At 49.7% G+C, this 20,139-nt stretch carries 33 protein-coding genes; 31 read left to right on the top strand and 2 right to left on the bottom strand.

The genetic code is table 11. From position 1 onward, the window contains the following. Positions 1 to 3: 3 nt before the first annotated feature. The 26 genes from rplD (at position 4) to rplQ (ending at position 12,535) form a co-directional block, all read left to right on the top strand. Positions 4 to 612: a 50S ribosomal protein L4 gene (gene rplD / locus HCH_RS27955; protein WP_011399919.1), complete on the top strand. Its 609-nt coding sequence runs from the start codon at positions 4 to 6 to the stop codon at positions 610 to 612. Continuing rightward, positions 609 to 905 (top strand): 50S ribosomal protein L23, encoded by a 297-nt coding sequence (gene rplW, locus HCH_RS27950; protein ID WP_011399918.1) that lies wholly within the window; start codon positions 609 to 611, stop codon positions 903 to 905. The genes rplD and rplW overlap by 4 nt, the downstream gene beginning before the upstream one ends. Positions 906 to 918: 13 nt before the next feature. After that, complete coding sequence (rplB, locus tag HCH_RS27945; protein ID WP_011399917.1) at positions 919 to 1,743, top strand: 50S ribosomal protein L2; 825 nt, start codon at positions 919 to 921, stop codon at positions 1,741 to 1,743. Between the two features lie 11 nt (positions 1,744 to 1,754). Beyond that, on the top strand, positions 1,755 to 2,030 hold the full coding sequence (rpsS, locus tag HCH_RS27940) for a 30S ribosomal protein S19 (RefSeq protein ID WP_011399916.1): 276 nt from the start codon (positions 1,755 to 1,757) through the stop codon (positions 2,028 to 2,030). 12 nt (positions 2,031 to 2,042) lie between these two features. Then, positions 2,043 to 2,375, top strand: a complete 333-nt coding sequence (gene rplV, locus HCH_RS27935; RefSeq protein ID WP_011399915.1) for a 50S ribosomal protein L22 — start codon at positions 2,043 to 2,045, stop codon at positions 2,373 to 2,375. 10 nt (positions 2,376 to 2,385) lie between these two features. Continuing rightward, entirely contained in the window at positions 2,386 to 3,069 is a 684-nt protein-coding gene (gene rpsC, locus HCH_RS27930) for a 30S ribosomal protein S3 (protein ID WP_011399914.1), read from the top strand. An 11-nt stretch (positions 3,070 to 3,080) separates the two neighbouring features. Beyond that, positions 3,081 to 3,494: a 50S ribosomal protein L16 gene (gene rplP, locus HCH_RS27925; RefSeq protein WP_011399913.1), complete on the top strand. Its 414-nt coding sequence runs from the start codon at positions 3,081 to 3,083 to the stop codon at positions 3,492 to 3,494. Next, complete coding sequence (gene rpmC / locus HCH_RS27920; protein ID WP_011399912.1) at positions 3,495 to 3,686, top strand: 50S ribosomal protein L29; 192 nt, start codon at positions 3,495 to 3,497, stop codon at positions 3,684 to 3,686. A gap of 1 nt (position 3,687) precedes the next feature. Further along, positions 3,688 to 3,954 (top strand): 30S ribosomal protein S17, encoded by a 267-nt coding sequence (gene rpsQ, locus HCH_RS27915; protein WP_011399911.1) that lies wholly within the window; start codon positions 3,688 to 3,690, stop codon positions 3,952 to 3,954. Positions 3,955 to 3,984: 30 nt separating this feature from the next. Beyond that, positions 3,985 to 4,353 (top strand): 50S ribosomal protein L14, encoded by a 369-nt coding sequence (gene rplN, locus HCH_RS27910; RefSeq protein ID WP_011399910.1) that lies wholly within the window; start codon positions 3,985 to 3,987, stop codon positions 4,351 to 4,353. 14 nt (positions 4,354 to 4,367) lie between these two features. Next, entirely contained in the window at positions 4,368 to 4,685 is a 318-nt protein-coding gene (gene rplX / locus HCH_RS27905; protein WP_011399909.1) for a 50S ribosomal protein L24, read from the top strand. Between the two features lie 17 nt (positions 4,686 to 4,702). Further along, positions 4,703 to 5,242, top strand: coding sequence for a 50S ribosomal protein L5 (gene rplE, locus HCH_RS27900; RefSeq protein ID WP_011399908.1), 540 nt, complete (start codon positions 4,703 to 4,705; stop codon positions 5,240 to 5,242). A gap of 11 nt (positions 5,243 to 5,253) precedes the next feature. Continuing rightward, on the top strand, positions 5,254 to 5,559 hold the full coding sequence (rpsN, locus tag HCH_RS27895; protein ID WP_011399907.1) for a 30S ribosomal protein S14: 306 nt from the start codon (positions 5,254 to 5,256) through the stop codon (positions 5,557 to 5,559). A gap of 75 nt (positions 5,560 to 5,634) precedes the next feature. Further along, positions 5,635 to 6,027, top strand: a complete 393-nt coding sequence (gene rpsH, locus HCH_RS27890; protein ID WP_011399906.1) for a 30S ribosomal protein S8 — start codon at positions 5,635 to 5,637, stop codon at positions 6,025 to 6,027. A gap of 9 nt (positions 6,028 to 6,036) precedes the next feature. Further along, on the top strand, positions 6,037 to 6,570 hold the full coding sequence (gene rplF, locus HCH_RS27885) for a 50S ribosomal protein L6 (protein ID WP_011399905.1): 534 nt from the start codon (positions 6,037 to 6,039) through the stop codon (positions 6,568 to 6,570). Between the two features lie 9 nt (positions 6,571 to 6,579). Further along, positions 6,580 to 6,930, top strand: coding sequence for a 50S ribosomal protein L18 (gene rplR / locus HCH_RS27880; RefSeq protein WP_011399904.1), 351 nt, complete (start codon positions 6,580 to 6,582; stop codon positions 6,928 to 6,930). Positions 6,931 to 6,942: 12 nt separating this feature from the next. Continuing rightward, positions 6,943 to 7,446, top strand: a complete 504-nt coding sequence (rpsE, locus tag HCH_RS27875; RefSeq protein ID WP_011399903.1) for a 30S ribosomal protein S5 — start codon at positions 6,943 to 6,945, stop codon at positions 7,444 to 7,446. A gap of 3 nt (positions 7,447 to 7,449) precedes the next feature. Then, the gene (rpmD, locus tag HCH_RS27870) at positions 7,450 to 7,641 is read left to right on the top strand and encodes a 50S ribosomal protein L30 (RefSeq protein WP_011399902.1); all 192 of its coding nucleotides are present in this window, start codon (positions 7,450 to 7,452) and stop codon (positions 7,639 to 7,641) included. A gap of 1 nt (position 7,642) precedes the next feature. Then, positions 7,643 to 8,077: a 50S ribosomal protein L15 gene (gene rplO, locus HCH_RS27865; protein ID WP_011399901.1), complete on the top strand. Its 435-nt coding sequence runs from the start codon at positions 7,643 to 7,645 to the stop codon at positions 8,075 to 8,077. Further along, positions 8,078 to 9,409 (top strand): preprotein translocase subunit SecY, encoded by a 1,332-nt coding sequence (gene secY, locus HCH_RS27860; RefSeq protein ID WP_011399900.1) that lies wholly within the window; start codon positions 8,078 to 8,080, stop codon positions 9,407 to 9,409. Positions 9,410 to 9,453: 44 nt separating this feature from the next. Next, positions 9,454 to 9,570, top strand: coding sequence for a 50S ribosomal protein L36 (gene rpmJ, locus HCH_RS33335; RefSeq protein WP_011399899.1), 117 nt, complete (start codon positions 9,454 to 9,456; stop codon positions 9,568 to 9,570). 104 nt (positions 9,571 to 9,674) lie between these two features. Next, positions 9,675 to 10,031 (top strand): 30S ribosomal protein S13, encoded by a 357-nt coding sequence (gene rpsM / locus HCH_RS27855; protein WP_011399898.1) that lies wholly within the window; start codon positions 9,675 to 9,677, stop codon positions 10,029 to 10,031. A gap of 16 nt (positions 10,032 to 10,047) precedes the next feature. After that, positions 10,048 to 10,437, top strand: coding sequence for a 30S ribosomal protein S11 (rpsK, locus tag HCH_RS27850; protein ID WP_011399897.1), 390 nt, complete (start codon positions 10,048 to 10,050; stop codon positions 10,435 to 10,437). A gap of 15 nt (positions 10,438 to 10,452) precedes the next feature. After that, positions 10,453 to 11,073, top strand: coding sequence for a 30S ribosomal protein S4 (rpsD, locus tag HCH_RS27845; RefSeq protein ID WP_011399896.1), 621 nt, complete (start codon positions 10,453 to 10,455; stop codon positions 11,071 to 11,073). Between the two features lie 33 nt (positions 11,074 to 11,106). Further along, positions 11,107 to 12,111 (top strand): DNA-directed RNA polymerase subunit alpha, encoded by a 1,005-nt coding sequence (locus HCH_RS27840; RefSeq protein WP_011399895.1) that lies wholly within the window; start codon positions 11,107 to 11,109, stop codon positions 12,109 to 12,111. Positions 12,112 to 12,145: 34 nt separating this feature from the next. After that, positions 12,146 to 12,535, top strand: a complete 390-nt coding sequence (gene rplQ / locus HCH_RS27835) for a 50S ribosomal protein L17 (protein WP_011399894.1) — start codon at positions 12,146 to 12,148, stop codon at positions 12,533 to 12,535. Positions 12,536 to 12,659: 124 nt separating this feature from the next. Here rplQ and uvrA read toward each other — a convergent pair whose 3' ends face one another. Then, complete coding sequence (uvrA, locus tag HCH_RS27830; RefSeq protein WP_011399893.1) at positions 12,660 to 15,485, bottom strand: excinuclease ABC subunit UvrA; 2,826 nt, start codon at positions 15,483 to 15,485, stop codon at positions 12,660 to 12,662. A gap of 143 nt (positions 15,486 to 15,628) precedes the next feature. Here uvrA and HCH_RS27825 point away from each other — a divergent pair, with 143 nt between their 5' ends. The 4 genes from HCH_RS27825 (at position 15,629) to HCH_RS27810 (ending at position 19,296) form a co-directional block, all read left to right on the top strand. Continuing rightward, positions 15,629 to 17,011: an MFS transporter gene (locus tag HCH_RS27825; RefSeq protein ID WP_011399892.1), complete on the top strand. Its 1,383-nt coding sequence runs from the start codon at positions 15,629 to 15,631 to the stop codon at positions 17,009 to 17,011. A gap of 15 nt (positions 17,012 to 17,026) precedes the next feature. Then, positions 17,027 to 17,659 carry a single-stranded DNA-binding protein gene (gene ssb, locus HCH_RS27820; protein WP_011399891.1) on the top strand — a complete coding sequence of 211 codons (633 nt, stop codon included), beginning with the start codon at positions 17,027 to 17,029 and terminating at the stop codon, positions 17,657 to 17,659. A 110-nt stretch (positions 17,660 to 17,769) separates the two neighbouring features. Next, positions 17,770 to 18,765 carry a D-alanine--D-alanine ligase family protein gene (locus HCH_RS27815; protein ID WP_011399890.1) on the top strand — a complete coding sequence of 332 codons (996 nt, stop codon included), beginning with the start codon at positions 17,770 to 17,772 and terminating at the stop codon, positions 18,763 to 18,765. A 165-nt stretch (positions 18,766 to 18,930) separates the two neighbouring features. After that, complete coding sequence (locus HCH_RS27810) at positions 18,931 to 19,296, top strand: hypothetical protein (RefSeq protein WP_011399889.1); 366 nt, start codon at positions 18,931 to 18,933, stop codon at positions 19,294 to 19,296. 52 nt (positions 19,297 to 19,348) lie between these two features. Here the strand turns inward: HCH_RS27810 and HCH_RS27805 are convergent, their stop codons facing one another. Further along, a complete protein-coding gene (locus tag HCH_RS27805; protein ID WP_011399888.1) occupies positions 19,349 to 19,795 on the bottom strand; it encodes a hypothetical protein in 447 nt (148 codons plus the stop codon). A 70-nt stretch (positions 19,796 to 19,865) separates the two neighbouring features. Between HCH_RS27805 and HCH_RS34020 the strand changes: the two genes are divergently transcribed. Next, positions 19,866 to 20,093, top strand: a complete 228-nt coding sequence (locus HCH_RS34020) for a hypothetical protein (protein ID WP_011399886.1) — start codon at positions 19,866 to 19,868, stop codon at positions 20,091 to 20,093. The last annotated feature ends 46 nt before the right edge of the window (positions 20,094 to 20,139 follow it).

Genomic DNA, 20,139 nt, shown 5'->3' with positions numbered 1-20,139 from the left:
GAGATGGAGTTAACGATTAATGGTGCGGGTAAGGGTACTGTTTCAGTATCTGACGTGGCCTTTGCAAGAGATTTTAACGAAGCTCTGGTTCACCAAGTAGTTACTGCGTATTTGGCTGGTGGTCGTCAGGGTTCAAAAGCCCAGAAGACGCGCTCCCAAGTAAGCGGCGGTGGAAAGAAACCATGGCGTCAAAAAGGTAGTGGTCGCGCTCGTGCGGGCACTATTCGCAGCCCTATCTGGAGAGGTGGCGGCAAAACATTCGCAGCTACGCCGTTGGATCACTCCCAAAAAGTGAACAAAAAGATGTATCGCGCAGCAATGCAGTCAATTCTGTCTGAGCTTGTTAGGCAGGAGCGCTTGGTTGTTGTCGAAGAAATGGCGGTTGAAGCTCCAAAGACCAAGCAGTTCAATGCGAAGTTGAAAGATCTTGGGCTGGAGAATGTATTAATAGTAGCGGATGCGGTTGATCAAAACCTGTATTTGGCTTCCCGTAACATTCCGCATGTCGACGTGTGTGACGCTGTTGCTATTAACCCTGTCAGCCTGATTGCGCATGACAAGGTTTTGGTTACTGTCTCTGCGCTTAAGAAAATTGAGGAGATGTTGGGATGAACCAAGAAAGGCTCTATAAGGTTTTGCTTGGCCCCCATGTTTCGGAAAAGGCCACATTGTTAGCGGAAATCAACAATCAGGTGGTCTTCCGTGTGGCGGCCGATGCCAAAAAGCCCGAGATTAAAAAAGCGGTTGAAGCTTTGTTTGATGTTAAGGTTGAGTCGGTGCAGGTTGTGAATATCAAGGGCAAGACCAAGCGCACTGCGCGTGGTATGGGTAAGCGTAACGATATTCGTAAGGCATATATTCGTCTTGCCTCCGGTCAATCTATCGATTTTGTAGATGTCGAGTAAGGGGGGAGCGAAAATGCCAGTTGTTAAAACTAAACCAACATCTCCCGGTCGTAGACATGTGGTGGCCGTTACAAATCCGTCGCTACATAAAGGCGCTCCTTTAGCGTCGTTGACTGAGAAAAAACGTAAAAACGGCGGGCGGAACAACGCTGGTCGAATCACTGTGCGTCATCAGGGCGGCGGTCATAAGCAGTTGTATCGGGTAATTGATTTTAAGCGCACCAAAGACGGCATTCCTGCTGTTGTTGAGCGCTTGGAATATGATCCGAATCGTACCGCGCATATTGCATTATTGAAGTATGCGGATGGCGAGCGTCGTTACATCATTGCTCCTAAGGGCGTGTCTGTAGGTGACGCAATTGCTTCTGGTCAAGAAGCGCCGATCCGCGTGGGAAGCTGTTTGCCTCTGAGAAACATTCCTGTCGGTTCTGTTGTTCATTGTATCGAGATGAAGCCAGGTAAGGGCGCTCAGATTGCTAGGAGCGCTGGCGCTTCAGCTCAGGTTGTCGCTCGCGAAGGCGCTTATGCAACGATCCGTTTGCGTTCTGGTGAAATGCGTAAAGTGCTTGTTGAGTGTCGCGCAACTTTGGGCGAAGTGTCCAATAGCGAGAACAACCTGCGCGTATACGGAAAGGCTGGCGCCAAACGCTGGCGTGGAGTAAGACCTACCGTTCGTGGTACTGCGATGAACCCGGTAGACCACCCACATGGTGGTGGTGAAGGGCGTAACTTCGGTAAGCACCCGGTTACTCCTTGGGGTGTTCCTACGAAGGGTTACAAAACTCGTAAGAACAAGCGTACAGACAAAATGATTGTGCGTCGTCGCAAAGCTAAGTAAGGGGGTCTCTCGTGCCACGTTCCTTAAAGAAAGGTCCATTTATTGATCTTCACCTTCTCAAGAAAGTGGAGACAGCGGTAGAAGTTAAAGACAAGAAGCCAATTAAAACTTGGTCTCGTCGTTCCACCATTTTTCCTGAAATGGTTGGCTTGACTATCGCAGTTCATAACGGTCGCCAACATGTTCCTGTCTATGTGACTGAGGACATGGTCGGCCATAAACTGGGTGAATTTGCAGCCACACGTACTTATCGCGGACACGCTGCAGACAAGAAAGCTAAACGGTAAGAGGGTATAGAGATGGAAGTAGCGGCAAAATTATTTGGTGCTCGCTTATCTGCTCAGAAAGCTCGTTTAGTTGCAGATCAGGTGCGCGGTAAGCGGGTTGAAGAAGCGTTGGATATATTGACCTTTAGTCCCAAGAAGGCTTCTAGCATTATCAAGAAGGTGCTGGAGTCAGCTATCGCCAATGCTGAGCATAATGAAGGGCTGGATGTTGATGAGCTGAAGGTGGCCACTATCTGCGTAGACGAAGGTCCTACAATGAAGCGGATTAAGCCTAGAGCGAAAGGTCGGGCGGATCGCATTTTCAAGCGGACTTGCCATATCACCGTCAAGGTAGCCGAAGAGTAGGAGATAGCAGATGGGTCAAAAGGTTAATCCAGTCGGTATTCGGCTGGGGATCGTTAAAGATCACAATTCAGTCTGGTACGCAGACAAAAAGAACTATTCAGATCATTTGCTGACTGATATCAAGGTTCGTGAATTTCTGATGAAGAAGCTTGAAAAGGCTTCTGTTAGCAAAGTCATTATCGAGCGTCCACCTCAAAACGCTAAGATTACTATTCATACTGCTCGTCCGGGCATTGTGATTGGTAAGAAAGGTGAGGACGTCGATAGATTGCGCCAGGAAGTGGGCGAGTTGATGAAAGTACCTGTACACATCAACATAGAAGAGATTCGTAAGCCTGATTTGGACGCTAAACTGGTTGCTTCTGGCGTTGCCGGTCAGCTGGAGCGTCGCGTTATGTTCCGTCGTGCAATGAAACGCGCAGTTCAGAACGCGATGCGTCAGGGCGCCAAAGGTATCAAAATTCAAGTCGGCGGCCGTTTGGGCGGTGCAGAAATTGCTCGTACCGAATGGTACCGTGAAGGTCGCGTGCCCTTGCACACCCTTCGTGCGGATATTGACTATGCTACGCACGAAGCGCATACCACTTACGGTGTAATTGGTGTGAAGGTATGGATCTTTAAGGGCGAAATCCTGGGTGGTATCGAACAGGTTCGCGCTGAAAAGAAAGCAGCTAAAAAGAAAAGTTCTAAGTAGGGGGCAGTGAAATGTTGCAACCTAAGCGTACGAAATTCCGCAAAGTCCACAAAGGCCGCAATACTGGCTTGGCGCAACGCGGAAACAAAGTAAGTTTTGGTGAATTTGGTTTAAAAGCGACTGGACGTGGACGCATAACTGCCCGACAAATCGAAGCAGCGCGTCGTACTATGACTCGTCGTATTAAGCGTGGCGGTAAGATCTGGATTCGTATATTCCCGGATAAGCCGATTACCAAGAAACCTCTAGAAGTCCGTATGGGTAAAGGTAAAGGTCCAGTTGAATACTGGGTGGCGGAAATTGAGCCAGGCCGCATGCTGTACGAGATGGAGGGGGTAAGTGAGGAATTGGCCCGCGAGGCGTTTACGCTTGCAGCGGCTAAACTTCCTGTCGCAACTACTTTTGTGACAAGAACGGTGATGTAAATGAAAGCTGCAGAATTGAGAAACAAAACTCAGGAAGAGCTCGGTGATGAACTGATCTCTTTGTTGAAAGAGCAATTCAACTTGCGGATGCGCAAGGCGACGGGCCAATTAAATCAAGTCCATCTTCTGCGTAAAGTGCGTCGCGACATTGCTCGTGTCAAGACAGTCTTAAATCAGAAGGCAGGTGAGTGATATGACCGCGAACGAGAAAAGCGTGCGCACTGAGACCGGTAAGGTCGTTAGTGACAAAATGGATAAGTCCATTGTGGTCTTGGTTGAGCGTCGCGTGAAGCATCCCCTGTACGGCAAGTATGTTAAGCGCTCAAGCAAGCTTCATGCTCATGACGAGAACAACGAGTGTCGTATTGGCGATACCGTTCAAGTTCAAGAGTCTCGTCCTCTTTCCAAGACTAAGTCATGGAAGCTTGTGAACATTGTTGAGCGGGCCGAAAAAGTCTAGTCAAGCAAAGCTGTTAGGTGGAGATAACCGATGATTCAGACGCAAACCGTGCTTGACGTGGCCGACAACAGCGGAGCCCGTCGAGTAATGTGTATTAAAGTGCTGGGTGGTTCACACCGTCGTTACGCGAGTATCGGCGATGTGATTAAAGTTTCTGTTAAAGAAGCTATTCCCCGCGGGAAAGTAAAGAAAGGTCAGGTTCTTAAAGCTGTCGTAGTTCGCACCCGTAAGGGCGTACGTAGACAGGATGGTTCCTTGATTCGTTTTGATGGCAATGCCGCTGTTCTTTTGAACAACCAGGAACAGCCCATCGGTACTCGTATTTTCGGGCCGGTGACTCGGGAACTGCGTGGCGAGAAATTTATGAAAATTATCTCGCTGGCCCCGGAAGTGCTATAGGAGTCAGACCAGATATGAACAAGATCAGAAAAGGCGACGAAGTTGTCGTCATAGCAGGTAGAGATAAAGGGAAGCGCGGTAAAGTAAATCGCGTCCAGAAAGACGGCAAGCTGGTTGTCAGCGGCGTCAATATGGTTAAGCGTCATACCAAGCCAAACCCTATGTTGGGTACTGCTGGCGGCATCGTCGAGAAAGAGGCGCCCATTCAAGCTTCAAACGTGGCGATCTTTAATTCAGCCACCGATAAGCCTGATCGTATTGGCTTTAAGATTCTTGAAGACGGTAAGAAAGTGCGCATCTTCAAGTCGACAAACGAACTTGTCGATAACTAAAGGTTAGGTGGTTGATTATGCCAAAGTATAAAGAGGTATATCAGAAAGAGGTTATTCCTGCGCTGATGAAGGAAATGTCCTACAGCAGCGTTATGCAGGTGCCTCGTATTGAGAAGATTACCCTTAACATGGGTGTCGGCGAAGCTCTTGGCGATAAAAAGCAGATCGAAGCGGCGGCAGCGGACTTGGAAGCTATTACCGGTCAGAAGGTTGTAGTAACCAAAGCTCGCAAATCCGTAGCGGGCTTTAAAATCCGTCAAGGTTTTCCTATCGGTTGCAAAGTTACTTTGCGTGGCGATCGTATGTGGGAATTCTTTGAGCGTCTTGTTGATGTAGCTATCCCTCGTGTACGTGACTTCCGTGGTCTGAACCAGAAGTCATTCGACGGACGTGGAAACTACTCTATGGGCGTGAAAGAGCAGATTATCTTCCCGGAAATCGATTACGATAAGATCGATAAAGTCCGCGGAATGGATATCACCATTACGACCTCTGCAAACACTGACGACGAAGGCAGAGCGCTACTTAACGCGTTTAGCTTCCCGTTCAGAAAATAAGGTGAACTGATATGGCAAAAGTTGGAATGCGCGAGCGTGAGCTCAAGCGTGAAAAAACCGTAGCGAAATACGCTGAGAAGCGCGCTGCGTTGAAGGCCATTATTGCAAATCCGAATGTCTCTGATGAAGAGCGTTGGGAAGCGCAGATGAAGTTGCAGAAGCTTCCGAGAGACGCTAGTCCTTCAAGACTGCGCAATCGCTGCCAAGTAACTGGTCGTCCGCATGCGGTATTGAGAAAGTTCCGTCTGTCCCGTATTAAACTTCGCGAAGCCGCAATGCGTGGTGATGTGCCTGGTTTGAAAAAGGCAAGCTGGTAACGCTCGACCGTTGGTAAGCGCCTTTCGGCCGTGAGGCCGAAAGCGCTGCACAACTAAAATGTTTGGAGCTATTAAATGAGTATGCAAGATACCTTGGCGGATATGTTTACCCGTATCCGTAACGCACAGATGGCGGAAAAAGAAACTGTGCGTATGCCCTCCTCAAAGATGAAGGTCGCTGTGGCCAACGTCTTAAAAGAAGAAGGCTTTATCACTGACTATAAAGCTAGTGAAGAAGCAAAGCCTGTTCTTGAGATCACACTGAAGTATTACCAAGGCGCTCCGGTTATTGAAAATATTAGCCGAGCGAGCCGTCCAGGTCTGCGCCAGTACAAAGCCGCTAATGACCTGCCTACCGTAAACGGTGGTTTGGGTATCGCGATCGTATCCACTTCCAAAGGCGTTATGACTGATAGAGCAGCTCGTAAAGCCGGCGTTGGTGGTGAAGTTATTTGTACCGTCTTCTAGGAGTGAATCATGTCTAGGGTAGCAAAAAATCCAGTACAGATTCCCGCTGGCGTAGAGGTTAAGTTCGACGGTCGGCTGGTTAATATCAAGGGCGGTAAAGGCGCTCTTTCTTTGTCTGTTCATCCTTCTGTTGAGGTGAAGCAGGAAGATGGCGCATTGACGTTTGGCCCGAAAGAAGGCTCCAACCAGGCAAGAGCTCTGGCTGGAACCACTCGTGCGCTGATCAACAACATGGTTCTTGGCGTTACTCAAGGTTTTGAGCGCAAGCTGGAACTGATCGGTGTAGGTTACAGAGCGCAGGCTCAAGGCAAGGCGATCAACCTGACTCTTGGCTTTTCTCACCCTGTAGTATTCGAAATTCCTGAGGGAATTACGGCTGAGACTCCCACCCAAACTGAAATTGTGATTCGTGGTATCGATAAGCAAAAAGTTGGGCAGGTTGCTGCTGAAATCCGTAGTATCAGACCGCCTGAACCATATAAAGGAAAGGGTGTTCGCTACTCCGGCGAGCAAGTTCGAGTTAAAGAAGCTAAGAAGAAGTAGGGCGCGGCTATGAGTGACAAAAAGATTTCTCGGTTACGTCGGGCTAAGAAAACCCGTTATAAAATTCGTGAACTCGGTGTCGACAGATTGAGCATCAATCGGACGCCGCGTCATATCTACGCGCAAATTATCAGCGCGGATGGAAGCAAGGTTTTGGCCACAGCTTCCACTCTGGATAAAGATTTGCGTGCAGGCGCTACCGGCAACGTAGAAGCTGCAGGTAAAGTTGGCGCAATGATCGCGGAAAGAGCTAAGGCTGCAGGCATTACCAAAGTGGCTTTTGACCGTTCCGGCTTCAAGTACCATGGTCGTGTAAAAGCGTTAGCTGATGCTGCGCGGGAAAACGGACTCGAGTTTTAAGAGGTTGAATATATGACAAATAACGAGCAACAAAAAGGAGCAGAGCTCCAGGAGAAGCTTGTTCAGGTCAACCGCGTGGCTAAGGTTGTTAAAGGTGGTCGTATTTTCGGCTTCACAGCTTTGACCGTAGTTGGCGATGGGAACGGTAAAGTAGGGTTTGGTCGTGGTAAAGCGCGTGAAGTGCCTGTTGCGATTCAGAAAGCTATGGACGCCGCCCGTAAGAACATGATCACGGTAACCTTGAACGGCAATACCTTGCAGTATCCAGTCAAGGCGCGTCATGGCTCTGCTAAGGTGTTTATGCAGCCTGCTTCTGAAGGTACTGGTATTATCGCTGGCGGTGCAATGCGCGCTGTATTGGAAGTAGCTGGAGTGCAAAACGTATTGGCTAAGTGTTACGGCTCAACCAACCCTGTTAACGTTGTTCGCGCCACGTTTGAAGGCCTGAAGGCCATGCAAGCTCCTGAGGAGATTGCAGCTAAGCGTGGTAAGACTGTGGAAGAGATTCTGGGGTAAGTCATGGCCAATGCAGCAAAGACTATTAAGGTAACTCTGGTAAAGAGTACGATCGGAATCCTGCCTAAGCACAAAGACTGCGTTCGCGGCTTGGGTTTGAGAAAAATTAATCATACTGTGGAAGTGGAAGATACTGCTGCCGTAAGAGGTATGATTAACAAGGTTAACTATCTGGTGAAGGTGGAAGGAGAGTAATATGAAAATGAATACTCTCAAGCCGGCCGAAGGTTCTAAGCAGTCTCCTAAAAGATTAGGGCGCGGAATCGGTAGCGGGCTGGGTAAAACCGGTGGCCGTGGTCACAAAGGTCAAACTTCCCGCTCTGGCGGAACTATCAGACCTGGCTTTGAAGGCGGTCAACAGCCTTTGCAGCGTCGTCTGCCAAAGTTCGGCTTCACCTCAAGGGTTGGCCGTTTCTCTGAAGAAGTTAGACTGAGTGAAATCGACAGCCTTGGTACTGATATTATCGATTTGGCGGCGTTGAAAGCGGCTAACATCGTTGATCAGCAGGCTAAGCAGGTCAAGGTTATTCTGTCCGGAGAGATTACCCGTGCGGTGACTGTTAAAGGACTGAAAGTGACCAAAGGCGCGCAAGAAGCAATCCAAGCCGCAGGTGGCAAAGTCGAGGAATAAATGGCCAAACTAAACGCATTACCCGCAGGTGCAGGTAAAGGCCTCGCCGAGCTTCGTGCTCGGCTTTGGTTTGTACTGTTGGCGATACTCGTATATCGAGTAGGCGCTCACATACCTGTACCAGGAATTAATCCCGATAGACTCGCGGCGCTCTTTGATCAGAATCAGGGCACTATCTTGAGCTTATTTAATATGTTTTCAGGGGGAGCCCTGGAACGTATGAGTATTTTTGCTCTGGGTATCATGCCTTACATTTCTGCATCGATCATTATGCAGTTGTTGACTGTTGTCAGTCCGCAGCTGGAGCAACTGAAGAAAGAGGGGGAAGCGGGTAGACGCAAGATCAGCCAGTACACTAGATACGGTACAGTGCTACTTGCGACCATTCAGGCGTTTGGTATTTCCGTCGGTCTGGCGAATCAAGGGGTAACCTTTACAACCGGACCGAGCTTCTTCTTTGTCGCTGTCGTTACCTTCGTTTGTGGCGCAGTGTTTTTGATGTGGGTAGGTGAGCAAATTACCGAGCGGGGTATCGGTAACGGTATTTCGTTACTAATTTTCGCTGGTATTGTGGCGGGCCTGCCAGGTGCGGTTGGACAAACATTTGAACAAGCACGTCTTGGCGAAATGAGTGTTCTGACTCTAATTGCAGTTGCGGTATTCGCAGTTGCGATTATAGCCTTCGTGGTCTTTATGGAGCGCGGGCAGCGCCGAATCACAATTAATTATGCACGTCGTCAACAAGGGCGTAAGGTATATGCTCAGCAAAGCAGCCATCTTCCTTTAAAAGTGAACATGGCTGGTGTAATTCCTCCTATATTCGCTTCTAGTATTCTGTTGTTTCCCGCTTCGTTGGGGCAATGGTTTGGAAAAGGCGAAGGAATGGAGTGGTTGCAGGTTGTTTCGCAGGCGCTTGGTCCAAGCCAGCCGCTATACATTATTCTATTTGCAATAGCAGTAGTGTTCTTCTGCTTTTTCTATACGGCATTAATGTATAACCCTAAGGAAGTTGCTGATAATCTGAAGCGTTCTGGTGCATTTGTTCCTGGCATTCGCCCGGGAGAAAATACTGCAAAATATATTGATGGCGTTCTTACTCGTTTGACCGTGTTCGGCGCTCTTTATATTGCTGCTGTAGCACTGTTGCCTCAGTTTTTAGTAGTTTCATGGAATGTACCATTTTACTTTGGTGGAACTTCCTTATTAATAGTTGTCGTTGTAGTCATGGACTTCATGGCTCAGGTTCAGTCTCATCTCATGTCGCATCAATATGATTCACTCATGAAGAAGTCTAACCTGAAAAATTACGGCAAGAGCGGTTTGGTCCGATAGTCGAGCAAGTTTTTAAGTAATCGGCGTGAGACTGGAGAATAGCAATGAAAGTTAGAGCATCAGTTAAGAAAATGTGTCGTGGGTGCAAAATTATCCGTCGTAATGGTGCGGTAATGGTAATCTGCAGCACAGAACCAAGACACAAACAGAAACAAGGCTAATATTTAGCTCTGTTGCTTGATTTGTATACACGAAGGCGCTATCATTCTGCGCCTTTTAATTTGTTGGTAATTATTACCAATAACATTTATGCGGAGTAAGATGGATGGCACGTATAGCGGGTGTCAATATCCCCGATAACAAGCACACAGAAGTGTCCCTGACCTATATTTATGGGATCGGGCGCACCACTTCACGTGGCCTTTGTGAGAGAACCGGCATTAGCCCCCAGGCCAAGGTCAAAGACCTGTCTGAGGAGCAGCTGGACGTACTGAGGAACGAGATCGCCAAGATGGTTGTTGAAGGCGATTTGCGTCGTGAAGTGCAAATGAACATTAAACGGCTGAAGGATCTTGGCTGCTATCGCGGTTTACGTCACCGTCATAGCTTGCCGGTACGAGGGCAGCGCACTAAGACAAATGCGCGCACCCGCAAAGGTCCTCGTAAGCCTATTCGTAAATAAGTATCAGGAATAGAGCATGGCAAAACCAGGTACACGTACCCGTAAGAAGGTGAAAAAGACCGTTGTTGACGGCGTAGCGCATATCCACGCCTCATTCAACAACACTATCGTAACCATTACCGATCGTCAGGGGAACGCACTTAGCTGGGCGACTTCTGGTGGTTCCGGATTCCGTGGTTCCAGAAAGAGCACACCTTTTGCTGCGCAGGTAGCAGCTGAAAGAGCCGGTAATGCGGCTGCTGAATACGGCCTAAAAAACCTAGATGTTTTGGTTAAAGGACCTGGACCCGGTCGCGAGTCCGCAATTCGTGCATTGAACGCATGTGGGTATAAGATCACTAACATCACTGATGTTACTCCGATCCCACATAACGGATGCCGTCCTCCCAAAAAGCGTCGAGTTTAAAGAGGAAGAAGTCTAATGGCTCGTTATATCGGACCGAAATGTAAATTGTCTCGCCGTGAAGGCACAGACCTGTTTTTGAAGAGCGGAGCTCGCGCACTTGACAGCAAGTGCAACATGGAGACTGCTCCTGGGCAACATGGCCAGCGTCGTGGTCGTCTTTCCGACTATGGTCTACAGTTGCGTGAGAAGCAAAAAGTACGTCGTATGTACGGAGTTTTGGAAAAGCAATTCCGTAACTACTACAAAGAAGCAGCCCGTATTAAAGGCGCTACAGGCGAGAACTTGCTCCAATTGTTAGAGCGTCGTCTGGATAATGTTGTATACCGCATGGGATTCGGCTCCACCCGCTCCGAAGCCCGTCAGCTGGTGTCACACAAGGCGATTCTGGTAAATGGTAAGGCTGTAAATATTCCGTCCTATCAGGTCAAGCCTGGCGATGTAGTAAGCATTCGCGAGAAATCAAAGAATCAGCTTCGCATTAAAGGCTCACTCGAGTTAGCCGCACAACGCGCAACTCTGGAGTGGATTGAAGTTGATGCTGCGAAGATGTCTGGAACCTTCAAGTCAGTTCCTGAACGTACTGATCTGTCTCCAGATATTAACGAAAACCTGATTGTGGAGCTCTACTCTAAGTAAGGCCAGCAACTAATTTAGCCAGTAGGGGCGTCTATGCAGCGTTCATTAAACGAATTTCTTACACCTCGTACTATCGAGGTGAATCAAATCAATGCGACTCACGCAAAGGTGACCCTGGAGCCGCTCGAACGCGGTTTCGGGCATACTTTAGGAAGTGCATTACGCCGCATTTTGCTGTCTTCAATGCCGGGTTGCGCTGTCGTCGAAGTTGAGATCGACGGCGTTCTTCACGAGTACAGCACCGTTGAAGGTGTGCAGGAAGATGTGATTGAGATTCTTCTGAACTTGAAGAATCTCGCCATCAAGATGCACAACCGCGATGAAGCAACGTTGTCCCTGAACAAGAAGGGCGCTGGGCCAGTACTGGCTAGCGATATCCAGCTTGATCATGATGTTGAGATTGCAAATCCAGATATGGTTATTTGCAACCTTAACTCAAATGGCGACGTTAAGATGAAACTGAAAGTGGCTCGTGGGCGTGGTTATGAGCCTGCGGATCAACGGAACTCAGCTGATGATGAGACAAGAGCAATTGGAAGATTGCAGCTTGACTCCTCTTTCAGCCCAGTGCTCCGTGTTGCTTATAACGTTGAAAGCGCTCGGGTTGAGCAGCGTACCGATTTGGACAAGTTGGTTATCGACTTGGAAACAAACGGAACGATTGACCCTGAGGAAGCAATCCGTAGGGCGGCGACAATTCTGCAACAGCAGCTTGCTGTCTTTGTAGATTTTGATCAGCAAAATGAGCCAGAAAAAGTTGAAGAGCAAGAAGAGATCGATCCGATTCTTCTGCGGCCGGTTGATGATTTAGAACTGACTGTGCGTTCAGCGAACTGCTTAAAAGCTGAGAACATCTACTATATCGGTGATCTCATTCAACGCACTGAGGTGGAGCTTCTGAAGACTCCTAACCTGGGAAAGAAATCATTAACCGAAATTAAAGACGTGCTTGCTTCACGCGGCTTGTCTTTAGGTATGCGTCTTGAAAACTGGCCTCCCGCCAGCATTCGGGGCGATGATCGGGTATTAGGCGGCTAATGCGCGCCAACAGTGTAGTTGAAGGATAAAGAAGATGCGTCATCGTAAAAGTGGTCGTAAATTTAACCGGACTAGCGCGCATCGCAAGTCGATGTTCCGGAATATGGCGGCATCGTTGGTAGAGCATGAGCTGATCAAAACCACGGTGCCCAAAGCGAAAGAACTGAGAAGAGTGGCTGAGCCGCTGATCACTTTGGCTAAAAGTGATTCTGTTGCAAACCGCCGTCTTGCTTTCTCCCGTCTGAGAAGCAGAGATGCTGTGACCAAGCTGTTCGAAGAGATTGGTCCTCGTTACAAAGATCGCCCTGGTGGTTATCTGCGTATTCTCAAGTGTGGTCTGAGACCGGGCGATAGCGCTCCAATGGCTTTTGTTGAGCTAGTGGACCGTCCGGTAGTTGAAGCCGAAGGCGACAACGAAGAGTAAGTTCTTCTCGGATATTAAAAAGCCGCTTTTAGCGGCTTTTTTTATGCCTGAATCAAATGCAGGCATTTTCTTAGATCAGGGAGCTTTGATTTATCGCTACTCCCTGACATTCTCTGCTAGGTAGCTAACTTTCCAGAATGCGTTTCAAGAAATGAGCGGTATGAGACTTCTCATTGTCTTTTACGGTTTCAGGCGCACCCTCGGCAATAATCAATCCGCCCCGGCTTCCGCCTTCTGGGCCCAGGTCGATGATCCAGTCCGCTGTTTTAATGACATCAAGGTTATGTTCAATGACAACAATCGTATTTCCATGATCACGCAGACGATGCAATACCTTAAGTAGCTGATCAATATCAAAGAAATGCAGGCCTGTGGTGGGTTCGTCAAGAATGTACAAGGTTTTACCCGTATCTCTCTTGGATAACTCACGAGATAGCTTAACGCGCTGGGCTTCGCCCCCCGACAAAGTGACCGCGCTCTGGCCAAGGCCGATATAGGAGAGGCCCACGTCAATCAACGTTTGCAGCTTTTTGGCGATTGCTGGGATGGCGTCGAAAAATTCTCGAGCGTCTTCTACTGTCATTTCCAGCACGTCATGTATGGACTTGCCTTTGTAGGTGACTTCAAGAGTTTCACGATTATAGCGTTTCCCTTTACATACATCGCAGGGGACATACAGGTCAGGCAAAAAGTGCATTTCAACTTTGATGACTCCGTCTCCCTGACAGGCTTCACAGCGCCCTCCACGTACGTTAAAGCTGAATCTTCCCGGTTTGTAACCGCGAGACCTTGCTTCTTGAGTCGCTGCGAAAAGCTCTCTAATTGGAGTGAATATGCCTGTATAGGTAGCAGGGTTGGATCTTGGAGTGCGTCCTATTGGGCTTTGGTCGATATCTATAACTTTATCGAAGTGATCCAGACCTTCTATTGACTCATAAGGCTCGGCGGTTAGAGTGGTCGCCATATTAAGTTTGGTGGCGGCGATTGGATACAGAGTGCTATTGATCAATGTGGACTTACCTGACCCTGATACACCAGTGATGCAGGTAAACAGTCCGACAGGAACTTTTAGCGTGACCGACTGCAGGTTATTCCCGGTGGCCCCGCTAATGATCAGTTGCTTGTCTGGGTCCGGCTGGACTCTTTGTTCTGGTATCGCAATACATCGCGTTCCCTTGAGGTATTGACCTGTGATGGATTTATCACTAGCCATGACCTGTTCAGGAGAGCCGTGCGCAACGATTTCTCCGCCATGAACTCCCGCGCCGGGACCAATATCCACGACATAGTCCGCCATACGAATGGCGTCTTCGTCATGCTCAACCACGATGACAGTGTTGCCGAGATCTCTCAGATGCGTCAGTGTGGCCAGTAAGCGGTCGTTATCTCTTTGATGGAGACCAATGGATGGTTCATCAAGAACATACATCACTCCTACGAGGCCTGCGCCGATCTGACTGGCCAATCTGATACGTTGGGCTTCGCCACCGGAAAGCGTTTCCGCGCTGCGATCCAAGGTGAGGTAGTCCAAACCAACGTTAACGAGAAACTGAAGGCGTAGCTGAATTTCTTTAACGATTTTCGCCGCAATTTCACCTTTACGACCCGGCAGCGACAAGTGATGAAAGAAGTTACTGGCGTCGCCAATGGCCATGTGCGAGGTGTCAGGCAGGCTCTTATTGTCGATAAACACATGACGAGAAGAGCGCTTCAATCGGCTGCCGTGGCAATCTGGGCAGGACTTTTGAGTAAGGAACTTAGACAACTCGTCGCGCACCATTTGTGAGTCCGTTTCCCGGTAACGGCGCTCAATATTCGGCAATATGCCTTCGAATGGGTGCTCTCTGAAGACAATGTCTCCGCGGCTATTTACATATTTGAACTTGATGTCCGTTCGTCCACTGCCTTTTAAAAGCGCATTTCGAAACGACTCGGGAAGTGCTTCAAAAGGCGTTTCTATGTCGACATCATAATGCTCGGCTAGGCTGGTCAGCATTTGAAAGTAGAATACGCTGCGTCTGTCCCATCCTTTGATCGCTCCCTCCGCCAACGTCAGCTCTGGACGCTCCACCAGCTTGTCAGGATCGAAATACTGCTTCACTCCGAGACCGTCGCAGCTGGGGCACGCGCCGGCGGGATTGTTGAAGGAAAATACTCTTGGCTCCAGCTCGCTGACGCTATAGCCGCACTCGGGACAGGCGAATAACGCCGAAAAGATAAGCTCTTCTCCGTCACCATCCATTGGTGCTGCGATGACTACACCTTCCGCCAGCTCAATGCAGGTTTCGAGGGACTCCGCCAAGCGGGTTTGGATGTCTTCACGAATTTTAAGTCGGTCGACGACGACCTCAATTGTATGCTTGCGCTTTTTATCCAGTTGGGGAATGTCGTCGAGATCTGTCACGATGCCGTCGATGCGCGCTCGAATGAAGCCCTGCGCTCGAAGGCCTTCAATCACGTGCAGATGTTCGCCCTTGCGATTGCGTATTACAGGAGCCAGCAACATCCATTTACTGTCTTGAGGCAACTCCAGGATACGGTCCACCATCTGGCTGACTGTCTGGGCTTCGAGAACGATGTCGTGATCCGGGCAGCGAGGTTCGCCGGCGCGTGCATATAGCAGACGCAGGTAATCGTAAATTTCAGTAATGGTGCCGACAGTGGAGCGAGGGTTGTGGGAGGTGGATTTCTGTTCGATGGAAATAGCGGGGGAGAGACCTTCTATGTGGTCAACGTCCGGCTTCTCCATCATGGACAGGAACTGTCTGGCGTAAGTGGATAGTGACTCCACATAGCGCCGCTGGCCTTCCGCGTAGAGCGTATCGAAAGCCAGGGATGACTTGCCTGAGCCTGACAGCCCGGTAATGACGATGAGCTTGTCTCTCGGCAAGTCCAGGTCGACATTCTTAAGATTGTGGGTTCGGGCTCCGCGGACTTGGATCGTGTCCATAAAATTCTTTTCACCTCCGGAATTTACAGCCGGTCATTATATAAGTACGGAAACAGGATGGGCAAAGCCACTGCGAATCGATTAATAAGTGGCTGGTCAAATGCTACAATATGCGCTTTTTGATGGACTGGTACGGTAGTTAAATGCAAAAGACGCAGAGGTTTATGCCCCAGGAGCGCCGCGCTGTCTCCGCGCTGGCTTCGCTGTACGCCATGCGAATGCTTGGGTTGTTTATGGTGCTGCCGGTTTTCATGGTGTTGGGGAGAGAGCTTGAGGGCGCAACGCCCGCACTGCTTGGCCTCGCCATAGGCGTATATGGCTTGAGTCAGGCTGTGATGCAGGTGCCTTTTGGGGCGTTGTCCGATCGTTTTGGCCGCAAGAAGTTAATATTTATCGGTTTGGGTGTGTTCTGTCTTGGCAGCGTCGTTGCAGCATTAAGCGATAATATTTATGGCGTTATCTTTGGGCGCCTGTTGCAAGGAGCAGGGGCGATCGCCAGTGTTTTGATGGCGCTGCTCAGTGACCTGACGCAGGAAGAGAATCGCACCAAAGCCATGGCGTCCGTGGGGATGACGATTGGCTTGTCCTTCGCGTTGGCGCTGGTTTTAGGGCCGCTTATTTCAGGCTTCGCGGGATTGGCCGGGCTGTTTTGGGCGACGGCCTGTATGGCGTTGTCAGGAATGATTTTGTTGTATAAAGTGCCGACCCCGTTACAACAGCGGCGTAACTTGGAAACAATAGTGCTCCGCTCGGCGTTGAGAAATGTCTTCCAGCATAAAGAGTTAATGCGTCTGAACTGGGGAATATTCTCGCTCCACATGATTTTGACGGCGATGTTCGTCGCAATGCCGGTTACATTGGCGGATAAATTTAATATGGTTGCAGATCGGCACGGCTGGTTTTACTTGGCGGTGATGGGCGCAGCTTTTGTATTTATGATTCCGCTGATCATCATTGGTGAAAAGAAACGACTTCTGCGGCAGGTTTTCACTGGAGCGGTCTGGTTAATGGCGGTCGCACTCATGATTGTGATGAAAGGAGTGAACGACTTTATCGGGTTTACCCTGGCTGTGTTCGGCTTCTTCTTGGCTTTCAACTTCTTAGAAGCGACTTTACCTTCACTGGTCAGTAAAGTCGCCCCTGCCGGCATGCGAGGTACGGCAATGGGCGTGTACTCCAGCTCCCAGTTTTTCGGGGCCTTTCTAGGGGGCGTCCTAGGTGGACTGGCTTACCAGAAGTTTGGTTTGATGGGAGTGTATGGTCTTTGTACAGTGATGGCGGTAGTATGGGGCGGAGTGTCCCTGTTCATGCCTGATCCTCCCTATACAGCGAGTTATGTGCTGCCGTTGCAGCCGTTCAATGTGGACGCAGCGGATAAGATAGCGCAGGAACTGACGCAAATTCATGGTGTTGAAGACGTCACGTTGGTGATCGAAGAGCACTTGGCGTACTTGAAAATTGATAGACAGCGCTTTGATGAGAAAGCGCTGATAAATTACCCTCTCACCGCCCAGGTTGAGGGATAACGTTTGGAGAGCGATATGGCGCGTGGTGTAAATAAAGTAATTCTAATTGGTAATTTGGGTAGCGATCCGGAAACACGTTATACCCCCTCCGGCAGCGCGATTTCCAACCTGAGGTTGGCGACTGACGAGAGTTATAAAGACAAGCAGACGGGACAGCTGGTTCCCCGTACGGAATGGCACCGGGTTGTGCTGTTCGGTAAGTTGGCGGAGATCGCCGCTCAGTATCTGAGAAAAGGCTCCAAAGTATATATTGAAGGTCGTCTGCAAACCCGTAAGTGGCAGGATCAGTCTGGGCAGGATCGCTACAGCACTGAGATTGTTGTAGATATGCAAGGTCAGATGCAGATGCTCGACAGCCGCAGTGGCGGCGGTGGTATGGATAACTCGCAAGGTTACAATGACGGCTGGCAACAATCAGCTCCCTCCGGCGACAGTTACGGCAGCGCTCCAGCCGCTGCGCCCGCCGGTAATTATGGCGGCGCTTCTTCCAACAACAATTATGGCGGAGCCCCTAACAATAACTTCGGCGCGTCAAGCGGTGGTTACTCCGCTCCGAATCAGGCGCAACAACGCCCGCAACAGCCTCAGCAACCTAAGCCGCCCATGCCAGAGCCGATGGACGACTTTGACGACGACATTCCTTTTTGATTCGGAAGCTAAAGAATATTTAAGGCGTAGCGCTGTGACAGCCTGACTTGAAAGCCCCATTATCTCGGGGCTTTTTTGTTTTTACGTTTCGGGTGAGGAGAATAAGGGCCATGAAAATCGCAGTTTTATTCGGCGGCACGAGTGAAGAGCGGGATGTCTCTATCGCCAGCGCCGCGCAAATTATTCCGGCGCTGCGTAGTCTGGGGCATGAGGTGTTTTCCGTGGATACGGCCACTGGACAACTGTCTGGGACGGATGAAATGCGTCTTCTGCAAGCGGGTGTGGCGCCGGAGCCGCCGTCGACGTCGGTTATCGCCGATGTGCGAGGTCGCGCTATCGCCTTGTCTGCGGAGGCTTTTAATATCCGTGACGTTGATGTTGTTTTTCTGGCGTTGCATGGCGGCGCAGGAGAAGACGGACGGATTCAGGCAATGTTGGATCTGGCTGGTCTGGCGTATACCGGCAGTAATCATATTGCGAGTGCGGTGGCCATGGACAAAGACCTGAGTAAGCAACTGTTCCGCGCCGCCGGCGTACCCACGCCGGATTGGTTGATGGCGCCAGCGAGCAGTGATGAAGTGGCGCAAAAGTTAGGTTGGCCAGTGGTCGTCAAACCCAGCAAGCAAGGTTCCACGGTTGGTTTAAGCGTGGTGCGGGAAGCGTCGGAGTTGGCGAAGGCGATTGAGCTTGCGATGAATTACGACGATGAAGTCATGATTGAGAAGTTCATCCCTGGACGAGAATTCACTGTCGGAATATTAGATGGGCGGGCGTTGCTAGTAGGCGAAATCATCGTTCCTAACGAGATATTTGATTACCACGCCAAGTATCAGGTGGGCGCCGCCAGCGAAATATTTCCGGCGAATATTTCTGAGACTGACGCCGCCGCTATGCAGGAGATCGCATTGCGTGCGCATGCCGCGCTGAAGTTGGGCGTGTACAGCCGAATCGATTTCCGTGTGGAGGATAACGGCGCAGTATGGTGTCTGGAAGGTAATTCGTTGCCGGGGATGACTGCGAACAGTCTATTGCCGCAAGCGGCGAGGGCCGCCGGTATTGAATTTCCCGAACTTCTGGAGCGGATCTGCCGTGGCGCTGTAACTTGAGCGCCTCGTTTCTGCCTGTAGGTTAGTGATTGGAAGGCGACGGAGGGCCTTTGGTAGGGGACATGCGCCCAAATCAATCGTTATATTGTGCCATAATGCTGGGGCCAGGCCGTTAAGACATAACGGCGTATAAAAAAACTAACAGCAGAAACAAGGGAGTAGGATATGACTACAATATTGGATATCGCAAAAAAGGACTTTGAGACCGGCACGGAATATCAAGTCGAGTTGATCACTAAAGAGGGCTCCAAAAATGGCAAGCCTTCGCCCTGTTTGGAAGTATGGGAGAGAGCAAGAGGCACTCGAACGATTCTGGGGCGAATCTTTCAGATCGATATGGAGGAAGCGCTTTACCATGCGTCCAAAAATGGCGCGGAAGAAGTCCTCATCGGTAAACGCGGTAAAGATGATGACGCTTTTTCAGAAGGTAAAATCGTGCTCGAAGGCGGCGCTCCCGCGAAACTGACGTTGGCGCTGAAAGTCACTTCTTCTCCCTCCCCGGAAGTGAAAGAAGCGGCTTATCCCTGGTAATCCAGTTCGCGATCTCAAGGCGAAGCGGTGATGACCAGCGCTTCGCCGTCCTCTACCTCTGATTAGCCCGAATCCAACCTAAATCCACCTGCTCATTGGATTCCGCGAGTAATTCGCCTTCGTGAGAATACAGTTGAATCATGAAATGACTGGCTCCCAATACATCCTGAGCAGTTTTCACATCGGTGTGATAGCCGTCGTTATTCGCTTTGCTGGCTAGCGCGGTAATGAGGATGGCGCGTTCATGTTCCCAGTCGAAGCCCGCCAACGTTTTCAACTGCCCACGAAAAATCTGATCGTCGCTTTGCGCTGCGACTAATACCGCATACTCGATCGGAAATGCTTCCCCGTAACAGGTATGAATGTCTTGCCGCAGACTGGTGATTCGGTACTCGCAAGAGGATGCGTCGTAAAAGCGGACAGGTTGAGAGTACGTGGCGCAACCCAGGATACTGGCGTTCAAGGCGATGGACAGCGCCAGCTTTATTATGCTTTTCATATTGCCTTCCCTTTGCTGATTTGAGGCCTCTCGCAGCATCGTTGTTGCTGGGCGACAGACATGCTTTTTATTGGCTATTTTAGCGTTGCATGTCTTTATAAAAGAAGACTATGACTCACTTATTGCAACATATCCTTATGAATTTATTGCTGTTTGTTTGAATATGGTTACAGCTGTCGCTATTCCCCCTGCTTTTACAGATCGTTTCTTTTTTGATCAGTTTCGTCCTTATATGATGCCCTCGCCAAATGTCCGTGTTCAGGTAGTTGCGGGCGATGGATTGCATGTTCGTCGGTAGGTCCGGCGCTGAAGTTATGGGATAAACTATGTTGTTGCGAACTTAT

Source organism: Hahella chejuensis KCTC 2396, from assembly GCF_000012985.1.
Classification (GTDB): Bacteria; Pseudomonadota; Gammaproteobacteria; order Pseudomonadales; family Oleiphilaceae; genus Hahella; species Hahella chejuensis.
This window is presented reverse-complemented; position numbering and strand designations above follow the sequence as displayed.